Annotated in this window: 10 protein-coding genes; 3 read left to right on the top strand and 7 right to left on the bottom strand. The window is 73.4% G+C overall.

Features of this window, described 5'->3' with window-relative positions:
• From C1J01_RS40925 to C1J01_RS40915, 3 genes are all read right to left on the bottom strand, one after another.
• Positions 1-745, bottom strand: a 745-nt coding sequence (locus tag C1J01_RS40925; protein WP_328589732.1) for an acetyl-CoA carboxylase carboxyltransferase subunit beta, incomplete at its 3' end; no start/stop codon positions are given.
• Positions 730-1896 carry a CaiB/BaiF CoA transferase family protein gene (locus C1J01_RS40920; protein ID WP_111184426.1) on the bottom strand — a complete coding sequence of 389 codons (1167 nt, stop codon included), beginning with the start codon at positions 1894-1896 and terminating at the stop codon, positions 730-732. The genes C1J01_RS40920 and C1J01_RS40925, both read right to left, overlap by 16 nt.
• Positions 1893-3242 (bottom strand): SLC13 family permease, encoded by a 1350-nt coding sequence (locus tag C1J01_RS40915; protein ID WP_111184425.1) that lies wholly within the window; start codon positions 3240-3242, stop codon positions 1893-1895. Before C1J01_RS40915 ends, C1J01_RS40920 begins: the two co-directional genes overlap by 4 nt.
• A gap of 100 nt (positions 3243-3342) precedes the next feature.
• Between C1J01_RS40915 and C1J01_RS40910 the strand changes: the two genes are divergently transcribed.
• A complete protein-coding gene (locus C1J01_RS40910; protein ID WP_235854999.1) occupies positions 3343-3969 on the top strand; it encodes a FadR/GntR family transcriptional regulator in 627 nt (208 codons plus the stop codon).
• Between the two features lies 1 nt (position 3970).
• Here C1J01_RS40910 and C1J01_RS40905 read toward each other — a convergent pair whose 3' ends face one another.
• The gene (locus tag C1J01_RS40905) at positions 3971-5290 is read right to left on the bottom strand and encodes an alpha/beta hydrolase family protein (RefSeq protein WP_111184423.1); all 1320 of its coding nucleotides are present in this window, start codon (positions 5288-5290) and stop codon (positions 3971-3973) included.
• Between the two features lie 251 nt (positions 5291-5541).
• Here C1J01_RS40905 and C1J01_RS40900 point away from each other — a divergent pair, with 251 nt between their 5' ends.
• Positions 5542-7419, top strand: a complete 1878-nt coding sequence (locus C1J01_RS40900; protein WP_111184422.1) for a calcineurin-like phosphoesterase C-terminal domain-containing protein — start codon at positions 5542-5544, stop codon at positions 7417-7419.
• Positions 7420-7469: 50 nt separating this feature from the next.
• Here the strand turns inward: C1J01_RS40900 and C1J01_RS40895 are convergent, their stop codons facing one another.
• Both C1J01_RS40895 and C1J01_RS40890 read right to left on the bottom strand, forming a co-directional pair.
• The gene (locus C1J01_RS40895) at positions 7470-8198 is read right to left on the bottom strand and encodes a nitroreductase family protein (protein ID WP_111184421.1); all 729 of its coding nucleotides are present in this window, start codon (positions 8196-8198) and stop codon (positions 7470-7472) included.
• A 58-nt stretch (positions 8199-8256) separates the two neighbouring features.
• Positions 8257-9225, bottom strand: a complete 969-nt coding sequence (locus tag C1J01_RS40890; protein ID WP_111184428.1) for an Acg family FMN-binding oxidoreductase — start codon at positions 9223-9225, stop codon at positions 8257-8259.
• Positions 9226-9443: 218 nt separating this feature from the next.
• On the opposite strand from C1J01_RS40890, the gene C1J01_RS40885 reads away from it, so the two are divergent.
• Positions 9444-9887: a pyridoxamine 5'-phosphate oxidase family protein gene (locus C1J01_RS40885; RefSeq protein WP_111184420.1), complete on the top strand. Its 444-nt coding sequence runs from the start codon at positions 9444-9446 to the stop codon at positions 9885-9887.
• A gap of 15 nt (positions 9888-9902) precedes the next feature.
• Here the strand turns inward: C1J01_RS40885 and C1J01_RS40880 are convergent, their stop codons facing one another.
• A complete protein-coding gene (locus C1J01_RS40880) occupies positions 9903-10580 on the bottom strand; it encodes a helix-turn-helix domain-containing protein (protein ID WP_235854998.1) in 678 nt (225 codons plus the stop codon).
• Positions 10581-10789 lie beyond the last annotated feature (209 nt).

The raw sequence follows: 10789 nt of genomic DNA, 5'->3' as shown, positions 1-10789 counted from the left end.
CCAGGCCCAGGTCGTCAACCTGCTCGAAGACCTGCAGAAAGAGCTGGACCTGACCTACGTGGTGATCGCCCACGACCTGTCGGTGGTGCGCCACATCAGCGACCGGGTCGCCGTCATGTACCTCGGCCAGGTCCTCCGGCGGCAGCACTCCGTCGATCAGCCCCTGGCGCCGCAGCGTCTCGGCGACCTGCACGCCCTCGGGGAACGGCCGGCCGTACAGGGCCTCGTAGACGCGCGGGCCGAGAAAGCCGATCATCGCGCGCGGCTCCGCGGCCGTCAGCTGGCCGAGCGAGGCCCACGAGGCCAGCACGCCGCCGAAGGTCGGGTGGCGCAGATAGACCAGGTACGGCAGCCCGGCGGCCTTGTGCCGGGCCACCGCCGCCGTGATCTTCACCATCTGCAGGAACGCCACGGTGCCCTCCTGCATCCTGGTCCCGCCCGAGGCGGGCGCGGCGAGCAGCGGCAGGCGCTCCGCGGTCGCGCGTTCCACGGCGGTCACCAGGCGTTCGGCGGCGTCCACCCCGATGGAGCCGGCCAGGAAGCCGAACTCGCACGCGACGACGGCGACCCGGCGGCCGCGCAGCAGCCCCTCCCCGGTGATCACCGCCTCGTCCAGGCCGGTGCGCTGGCGGGCGGCGGCCACGTCGGGGTCGCTCGCCGGGCCGAGCGGCTCGTCCCAGCCGCGGTACGAGCCGTCGTCCAGCACGAGTTCGATCAGGTCGCGTGCGCTCAGCCTGCCAGCCACGTGCGGATCTCCTCTTCGTCGGCGTTCAGCACGGGAGGCGCCGCGTGGTCGCCGCGGGTGGTCTCCACCTCGCCGTCCGGCCCGGCCGCGTCGAAGAACCGCAGCGGCGGCCCGGGCAGCGTGATCCGGCCGAGGCTCTCGTGCTCGACGTCGATGAGCAGTCCCTGCGCACGGGCCTGCGGCCAGGCGTACACCTCCTGGAGGTTTCGTACCCGCCCGGCGGGCACACCGAGGCCGGCCAGTCGCTCCAGCAGCTCCTCGGCGCCGAAACCGGCGAAGACGGCCTCGATCCGCTCCACCAGCCGGGGGCCGGCCGCCACCCGGTCGGCGTTCGCCGCGAGACCCGGCTCCTGCGGGTCCAGCCCGAACCCGGCGCAGAACCGCTGCCACAGGCTCTCGCTGCCGACCGCGATCTGCACGCGGCCGTCCTTGCAGCGGAACAGCCCGTACGGCGCGATGGACGGGTGGTGGTTGCCCTGCGCCCGGCCGACCTCGCCGGCCACCGTCCAGCGGGTGCCCTGGAAGGCGTGCACCCCGACGATGGAGGCCAGCAACGAGGTGCGGACGACCTGCCCGCGGCCGGTGCGCTCGCGTTCCAGCAGCGCCGACACCACGCCGAACGCGCCGTACATGCCGGCCAGCAGGTCGCCGATCGGCACCCCGACCCGCTGCGGGTCGTCCGGCCCCGACCCGGTCAGCGACATCAGCCCGGCCTCGCCCTGGGCGATCTGGTCGTATCCGGCCCGGCCGCCCTCCGGCCCGTCGTGCCCGAACCCCGTGATGGACAACACCACCAGCCGGGGGTTGAGCTCCATCAGCCGGGCCGTCGTGTACCCGAGCCGGTCGAGCACGCCCGCGCGGAAGTTCTCCAGCAGCACGTCCGCCTTGCCGATCAGGGCCTCGAACGTCGCACGGCCGTCGTCGTCCTTCAGGTCCAGGGCGATGGACTGCTTGTTGCGGTTGCACGACAGGAAGTACGTCGACTCCTCCCCGGCGAACGGCGGCCCCCACCCGCGGGTGTCGTCGCCCTTGCCGGGCTGCTCCACCTTGACGACCCGGGCGCCCAGGTCGCCGAGCATCATCCCGGCGTGCGGCCCGGCCAGCGCCCTGGTCAGGTCGACGACGACGTAACCGGCCAGCGGGCCGCTCACGACACACCGCCCGGCACGACCAGCACGAGCCAGCACAGGACGGGCGCGGCGACCATGATCGTCATGCCCCAGGTCATCAGTCGCTTGAACACGTCGTCGCGGATCGCCACCTCGGAGTTGGCCACGATCAGCGCGCCGTTGGTGGAGAACGGGCTGCAGTCGACCACCGACGAGGCGATCGCCAGCGCCGTGATGAGGCCGACCGCGCTGACCTGCCCCGTCTGCAGGAACGGCACCGCGAGCGGGATGAGCGCGCCCAGGATGCCGGTCGTCGAGGCGAAGGCGGACACCACCGCGCCGATCAGGCAGATCAGCAGCGCGGCCAGCAGCGGCGCGCCGACCTGGGCCACGCCGTCGCCGAGCCACTTCACCGTGCCCTGGTCCTGCAGCAGGGTCACGTAGGTGACGATGCCGCCGACCAGCAGGACCGTACCCCAGCTGATCTTGTCGACCGCGCCGCGGGCGGCGGAGGGGAAGATCAGCGTCAGGACGACCGCCACGGCGAGGGCGAGGAAGCCGATGTCGAGGTCGAAGACGAGCGCGCCGATCGCCAGCACGAGCAGGCCGACCAGCGTGAGCGAGCGCTGCGCGTCGAGGTGGAGCGCGGTGTCGTCCAGCAGGCCGCCGGTCCCGGCGTCGCCGGAGCCGCCACCGGAGCCGGCGGTCCCGGCGGGCCCGCCGGGTGCGGCGGGTGCGGTCGCCAGGCTCGCGACCGCGCCCCTGGCGGACTCGCGGTCGCGCCGCAGCAGCTCCCGGCCGCCCAGGGAGACGAAGCCGATCAGGCTGATGAGGGCGCAGGCGCCGAGCGCGCCGCCGAACAGCACGGCCGGGTTGCCCGCGAGGTCGCTCTGGTCGACGACGCCGTTGGTGATCGCCCCGAAGATGCCGATCGGGGAGAAGCTGCCCCCCGTCGCCCCTTGCACGACCATCATGCCCATCATCACGGGGTTGATCCGGTAGCGGGCCGCGAAGCCCATCGCCACCGGCGCCACGATGGCGACCGCGGCGGGGCTGGCCGCGCCGATCGCGGTGATCGCCGCGCAGACCGCGAACATCACCCACGGCATCAGGGCGACCCGGCCGCGTACCGCGACCACGGCCCGGTGCACGATCCAGTCCACGGTGCCGTTGGTCTTGGCCAGCGCGAACAGGTACGTGACGCCGACCAGGATGACGAACAGGTTGGCGGGGAAACCGCCGAGCACGTCGTCGACCGTCGCACCGAACACGGTGGTGCCCACGACGAAGGCGGCCACGAGCGCGAGCGCGCCCATGTTGATGGAACGGATGGTTGCTATCAGGAACACCAGCACGAGCACGATCAGCGCGATGACTTCCGCTGACATGGCAGCTCCTAGGGGGGTAAGCGATGCCCGGTTACACGCATATTTCCGGATTGGCCTAGCCTCTGCTCCACTTGTAGTGAATGTCAATAGACTGTGCGCCGTGACCAAGAAGCGCCCGCGGGCCTCCGCGGTTCCTGAGCGACTGGAACGGCCACGCCTGTACGTGCAGCTGGCCGACCACATCGCCCGCTTCATCGAGGCTCAGGGGCTGTCCCCCGGCGACCGCCTGCCCCCCGAACGTCTCCTGGCCGCCGAGCTCGGCGTCAGCCGCGCGTCGCTCAGCCGCGCCCTCGTGGCGCTGGAGGTCCAGGGCAAGGTCGAGGTGCAGCACGGCAACGGCGCCGTGGTGCTCGCCCCGACGCTGGAGGAGGAGAAGCCGGACCTCGCCGCGTTATGGGCCGAGCGCGATCCCGCCGAGCTCGCCCGTGCCCGCGAGGCCGTCATGGCGGGGCTCGCCCGCAGCGCGGCCGCCCACCCCGACCGCAGCCTGCGGCTCGCCCTGCTCGACGCGGACGGCTCCCCGGTCCGCTTCCGCGACACCTGGCCCTGCGTACGCCGGCTGACCGGGCCGGGCCTGCTGGCCGAGCTCGACGACGTGCTCGCCGAGGCCGCGCCCTTCGACGAGACGCAGGTCGCGGCCGACCGCTTGACGCTGCTCGCGCGGGCCGTCGTGGTGGGCGACCCCGACGCCGCCGCCTCCGCCTGCGCCGGTTTGTTCCGCCTGTGACCTACGGGCAGGCGGCGAACATCCCGCGGGTGCCCGCGGGATAGGCGCTCCGGTCGGTGAACCGGCACCCGTAGCGCGGGTCCGCCACCGTGGCGGGATCGCGCACGTCGTCACCGGCCGGCCGCCGGCCGCCGCGCTCCCACCGCACCAGGTCGTCCCAGGCGCGGGCGACCTCGGCGTCGCTGAACTCGCAGTGGCCGACCGTGCGGATCGCCCGCTGCACCAGCAGGTCGCCACGCCCGTGCCGGGCCACGTCCGCGCGGTAGTACTGCTCCATGGAGAACGGCACGAAGGCGTCGCCCAGGTTGTGCAGCGACAACACCGGCACGCCGATCCGGCCGGTGACGGCGGGCACCTCGGTCAGCCGCTGCGTCCTGCGCGCCACCGGATCCGCCGGCGGCACCCGGCGCACGCTCGCGTCGACGTCGACGGGGGAGTCGGGCTCGTAGTCCGTGTCGGCGTTCGTCGCCACCCTGCCCGGCTGCTGCGCCAGCGTGCCGCCGCCGTCCGGCCCGGCGAGCCCGAACAGGTAGTCCTTCCAGTACGCGAACGCCGCCTGCGCCCCCGGCCGATCGCCGCCGCTCAGGTTGACGACGATGTCACGGAACTGCGCGCCGAGCTCGTTGCCCGTGCCCGTGCCGGTCAGCCCGAGCCGCTGCTGGATCAGCGGCACCGCGCCGGTCGCGTAGTCGGCCGGGAACGGGTAGGCGGGCACGTCGGCCAGGTCCTGGGCGGCGAGGTGGAAGTCGAGGAAGAAGTCGAACAACTCGTGGTCGCCGAGCACCCCGCACATCGGCAGGGCGGCGTCGTACCGGCCGGGGTACTGCTCGATCGAGCGGACCGCGACGTGCCCGCCCATCGACACCCCCGCCAGGTACGTGCGCCGTGGTTTGCCCACCACCTTGCCGAAGTGGTCGGCGAGGTCGCGGGTGCTCAGCACGCCGGCCCGCACGTCGTAGTCGTTCGCGTAGTAGGACGACGCCGCCCACGCGTAGCCCTGGTCGAGCAGCCTCTGGCGCAGCCCGTACCCGGGTGGGTCCACGGTGAGCACCCGGGTGGCGCCGCGGAACCCGTGCGCCCACATCAGCAGGTCGCCGTTCCAGCGCGGCGGCACCTCGATGACGTACGCGGCGTGCTCGTGCACCCCCTGCAGCACCCGGCTCGGCCGCCCGTCGACGAGCGCCGGCTCCAGCGGCGGGTTGTCGACCGTGTAGCCGGGCAGCGGCCGGTCGCCTCGCACCGGGCCGGCGTTCGCCTGGGCGGGCCCCAGGAGCAGGGCGAGCGTCGCCAGCACGGACAGGACCAGGCTCCGACGGCGCATCTGCCGTCACCTCCCGGGAGACACGATCAGGCGGCTGCTGCTTCGTTCATACTCCCGATCACCGCGCGGTGAAAGGCCGCACCCTCAGACCGTCTCGGTATGACGCGCGTCGCTTCCGGGGTCACCTGTGGGCCGCCGGTCATACTGCGACTGTTCGCCCGGAGTAAAGCCCGCTGTTCAGATCTCTCGGTAAAGATCGTTTTCGCTGTGCCAAGACGGCAGACATCCGAACGACTCACGGAGAGCATTTGATGTCCTCGTCCCGAGAACGCACCAAGCTCCACGTCGCCCTGGCCCTCACCACTCTCGTCGCCGGTTCGCTCGCCGCGGTCGTCCCCGCGTCCGGCGCCGCCGCCGCCACGCGGCCGGGCGGCTGGAACGACTCCGCCTACCGCGGCCAGGTCGAGGTCGTCCGCACCCCGGACGGCCCGGCCGACCCCTCCGTCCTGACCGGCACCGTCTTCGTCGACCGTGACCGCGACAGCGTCCACGACCGCCACGAGCGCGGCTTACGCGGCGTCGTGGTGTCGAACGGCCGCGACGTCGTGACCACCGACGCCCGCGGACGCTACCGGCTCCCGGCCTACGACAACATGACGGTGTTCATCACCCAGCCGGCCGGCTACCAGGTGCCGGTGGACGACTACAACATCGCCCAGTTCCACTACAACCACCTGCCCGAAGGCTCGCCGGAGCTGCGTTACGGCGGCATCGCCCCCACCGGGCCGCTCCCGGACGCGGTGAACTTCCCCCTCGCCGAGAGCAGGGTCACCGAGTCGCGCGAGCAGCACTGCGTGATCGCGGGCGACCTGCAGCCGTACGACAAGGAAGAGGTCGGCTACGCCCGCAAGGGCGCGATCGACGACCTGTCGCGGCGCGACGACTACCAGGGCTGCGGCACCCTGTTCATCGGTGACGTCGTAGGCGACGACCTGTCGCTCTACCCCGACGTCAGGGAGCTGACCAAGCTCACCAACGGGCCCGCCCGGTTCCTGCCCGGCAACCACGACCTCGACTTCGACGCCGAGACCGCCGAGCACTCCTTCGACACCTTCCGCGCGCAGCTCGCCCCCGCGTACTACTCCTACGACGTGGGCGACGTGCACGTCATCGCGCTGAACACGGTCCGCTACCCGTGCACCCCCGAGGTGGACAACGCCGACGGCCTGCGGCCGCAGTGCGACAACCCGTCGACCCGGCCGGCGTACAACGGCCGGATCAGCGACGACCAGCTCACCTGGCTGGAGCGCGACCTCGCCAAGGTCGGCCGCGACAAGCTCGTCGTGCTCGCCAGCCACATCTCCCTGCTCAACTGGGCCGACGAGGGCAGCCCCATCCACCAGGTGGACCAGGTCCGCAAGGTGCACGAGCTGCTGGAGGGCCGCAAGGCCGTGGCGGTCTCCGGTCACAGCCACTCCATCGAGAACATGAAGACCGGCGACCTCGCCAAGGGCTGGAAGGACCTCTTCGGCGTCGAAGGGCTGCCCTTCCCGCACATCACCGCCGGTGCGATCTCCGGCGACTGGTACTCCGGCGCGATCACCGACGAGGGCTACCCCGTCGCGGTCGGGCGCGACGGCGGCATGCCGGGCGTGCTGACCCTCGACGTGCGGGGCAACGCGTTCCGGGAGCGGTTCACGGTGACCGGCCAGGACGACGACGTGCAGACGCGGCTCGGCCTCAACAGCCCGACGTACCGCGAGTGGTACGCCGCGCGGCAGGCCTGGAACGACGACCAGCAAGGCCCGGAGCCGGTGCTCGGCGACCCGCTGGTGCTGGACCGCGAGGACCTGACCGGCCGCACGTGGCTCACCACGAACTTCTGGATGGGCTCCACCGGCTCCACGGTCACGGTCAAGCTCGACCGCGGCCGGGCGCAGCGGGCCACCCGCACCCAGGAGATGCGCGGTGAGGACCAGCTGATCGGCGCCGAGTGGTCCGACCCGCACGCCGCCGCGCAGCAGCTCGTCAACGGCGGCAGCGTCGCCGACCGCTCGATGCACCTGTGGCGCTACGAGCTGCCCGCCGACCTCGCCGCGGGTGAGCACCGCGCCGTGGTCACCGCGACCGACTCCTACGGCCGCAGGTTCACCGACGTCCTGGAGTTCCAGGTCGTCGAGCAGCACTGACCGCGCACGCTCCAGGGGCCGTCACCGCACCGGTGGCGGCCCGCCGCGCGTCACGGGCCGCCGAGAGCGAGCAGCGTCTGCACGTACCCGAACGGTCCCTCCCGGCCGAGGCGCAGGTCCGCGCGGCTGAACGGCGCGGCGGCCAGGCCGTGCGCGGTGGCGGTGAGCAGCACCCGCTGCAGCGCCTGCCCGGCGACCAGCCAGTCCCGCGGGCCGTCACCCCGGGTGAACAGGGCGGCCAGGTGCGAGCCCGCGCCGTCGTCGTCCGCCGGCAGGTCGAGGGCCGCCAACGCCGGCACGCGGTGCGCCATCCGGCCCGTCACCGGGACGAACGTGGCGCCCTCCTCGTCGGCCGCGGCGACCAGGTCGGCCAGGACGTCGGCGGGCAGCGGGCCGTGTACGGGCAACCGGCGCCGCGGCGGGATCAGGTGGTGCAGCAGCCGCTCCTGCGGGCCCGGCGGCAGGCCGGGCGTCGCCTCCACGGTGGCCACCAGGCCGGGCCGTTCGGCGGGGTCCGGGAAGGGCACGACCCGCGGCTCGTGACCCGTCATCCGGATCGCCAGCCGCACGTTGAACAGCGCCGCCCCGCAGCTGATGCCGAGCCCGCGCCCCTGCGGGCCGACGCCGGCGTGCAGCTCCAGGGTCGCCTCGTCCACCCGGTGGAAACGGTACGGCTGGGCGCCGTCCATCGAGGGCGCCGCGACGCGCACGCCCGGGCCGTCGGCGAAGGGCCCGCCGCTCCCGCTCGTCGCGGCGTCCCACGGACGAAGATCGGACATGCCTCCAGGATGACCCGCCGCGCCGGGGCCCCGGCAGGGCCGAAAGTCCCGACTGTGCTCACCCCAGGACCTCCGGCAGTGAGCGGCGGACCGCGCCCCCGGCGTCGAACGTGATCCCGAACCGGATGATCATCTGCGGGTACGCCCCCTCGCAGAGCTCCTGGCGCAGGAACTCCCTGAGGTGGTGCATCTCCAGCGGCTGGGTGTGGAAGGCGGCGCTCACCCCGTGCGCGGCGGCGTGCAGCAGGCTCCGCTGCAGAGCCTGGCCGGCGGCGATCCACGCCCCGGGGCCGTCGCCGGGCGTGGTGATCAGGGCCAGGACACCAGGCGAGTGCTGACCGCGCCCCAGCTGCCGCGCGCCCCAGTCGTGCCGCCAGGCGTAGTCGCGCTGCGCGAACCCCGCCGCGACGCGGACGGGACCCGAGGGATAGGCGTCGGCGGGCACGCCGTCGGCGCGGGCGCTGCCCGGCGGGCGGGCCCAGCGGACGACGTCCAGGGCGAGCAGCCGGTCCCTGACCTGCGCCTGCTGCGCCGCCACGGTCAGCGCGGCCACCATCCGCACGTCCCCCGGAGCCCGTACGGGAGTCAGCCGGGCCCCCTCCTCCGCCGCCTCCCGGACCAGCCCGTCCACCAGCCGATCGGGGACGGGCAGGTCGGTGAACCCGGCCCGATGCGTACGCCGGCGCTCGATCTCCGCGCGGAGCGTCCGGGTGTGCTCGTCGGCCACCGCGCCGCCGCCCACCCGTACGGTGGCCAGCAGCGCGGGCCGGTCCGGGTCGGGCAGCACGCGCACAGCGGCGTCGAACCCCGCGCAGAGCAGCGCCGTGCGGAGGTTGAACAGCGCCGCCCCGCAACTGATCAGCAGCTGCCTGCCGTCGGGGTCGGCGAAGCGCAGCCCGCGGCCGGTGTCGGCGCGCAGACTGATCTCCTCGCCGGCGACGGCGAACGCCCACGGCTGGCTGTTGTGCACGGACGGCGCCCAGCCGGCGGCCTCCAGCGCCGCGCGGACGGCCTCTGCGGTGTTCATGACATCCACCTCCACGGCTCCAGCACACCACCGCGGAGCCGACAGGAGTCAGGGCCGACCGGTCGGGACTTTGGTCCCTACCGGCCCCGGTCGAGGCACGGATAGCGTCGGAGCATGATTGGTGTGCTGCGGGGCCTCGAGGTCGCGGGACGATCGGCGCGGCAGATGGGACGTTCGCCTCTGCCGCCCCGTGCGTGCGGCCGGGGACGCTGAGAGCCATGAAGCTCGATTCGTCCGGACTCCAGGTGCTCTCCCGTGAGGAGTGCTTCGCCCTGCTGGCCGCAGCGCCGATCGGGCGCATCGTGTTCACCGATCGCGCCCTGCCCGCCGTCCAGCCGGTGAACTTCCACCTCGACGGCCAGACCATCGTCATCCGCACCGTGACCGGGTCGAAGCTGGCCGCGGCGACCCGGCACGCGGTGGTGGCGTTCGAGGCCGACGAGTTCGACACCGAGCTGCGCACCGGCTGGTCCGTCACGGCGGTGGGGAAGGCGCGCGAGGTGACCGATCCCGCCGAGATCGACCGGCTGGCCGCCCTGCCGCTGACGACCTGGGCGCCGGGCCGGCGCGACCACTTCATCGTGGTCGCCGCCGAGCAACTGTCCGGCCGCCGCATCCCCGCGGAACGTTCCACGCCGGCCGGCGCCGGGGTTCGCGCCTGATCGAGGCCGCCGGCCTCAACCGCTGTGGATGCGGCGGCCGGTGATCTGCTGCGGGACGATGCGGATGTAGAGCTCCCGTTCGCCGCCCGCCCACGGCGACACGTGCGCGTCGGCGAGCCGTTCGGCCTCCTCCTGCGGCACATGCTGGGCCGGCCCCTGGACGAGCACGCTCCAGCCCTGCCGCATGGCCTCGTCGAGCCGGTCCACCTCGAAGCCGATCAGCAGCTCCACGCCCTTCATGCCGGTGCGCAGGTCCTGGTCGATGGTGCCGCCGTACGCGGTGCGGAAGACGATCGCGCCCTCGTGCAGCTTGTAGTTCACGGGCAGCACCGTGGGCCCGTGCGAGCCGTTGAACGCCACCCGGCCGACGCCACCCGGCGCGATCAGCCGCAGGCTCTCCTCGGCGTCGAGGGTCTCCAGGACCGGCTGGGCCATGGCCGGCCCCGGCCCGGGCGGGCGGTCGCGGCCGCCGCCGAGCAGGTCGCGCGCCGTGGTCTCCAGGACGGCGGCCAGCCGGCGCACCGTGCCGGAGTCGGGGACCCCCGGATGGTCCTCCAGGTACTGGATGTAGCCGGCCGACATCTCCGCGCGGTCGGCCACCTGCTCGCGGGTGAGGCCGAGCCGATCGCGGTGGTGGCGGATGCGTCGTCCGAAGTCGCCGGTGTCTGACATGAGCGTGTCCTCCCTGGTCATGAGGGTGAAGCTACCCACGGGCGGCGGCGGAAGACAGAGTCCTTGGAGGACGGGTGCGGTGACGAAGGTCCCTGCCCGCCGGGGCCGTACGGCACTGCCCCGGCGAGGCCCGGGACGGTGTGCTGGGAGTGCGACAAGGACCGCGAACCACGCAACGAAAGGAGGCGGTCATGGCCGCCACCGTGACCAGGCCCGTCACCGCCACCCCC

Origin of the sequence: Nonomuraea aridisoli (assembly GCF_003236395.1) — a bacterium.
Taxonomy (GTDB): Bacteria; Actinomycetota; Actinomycetes; order Streptosporangiales; family Streptosporangiaceae; genus Nonomuraea; species Nonomuraea aridisoli.
This window is presented reverse-complemented; position numbering and strand designations above follow the sequence as displayed.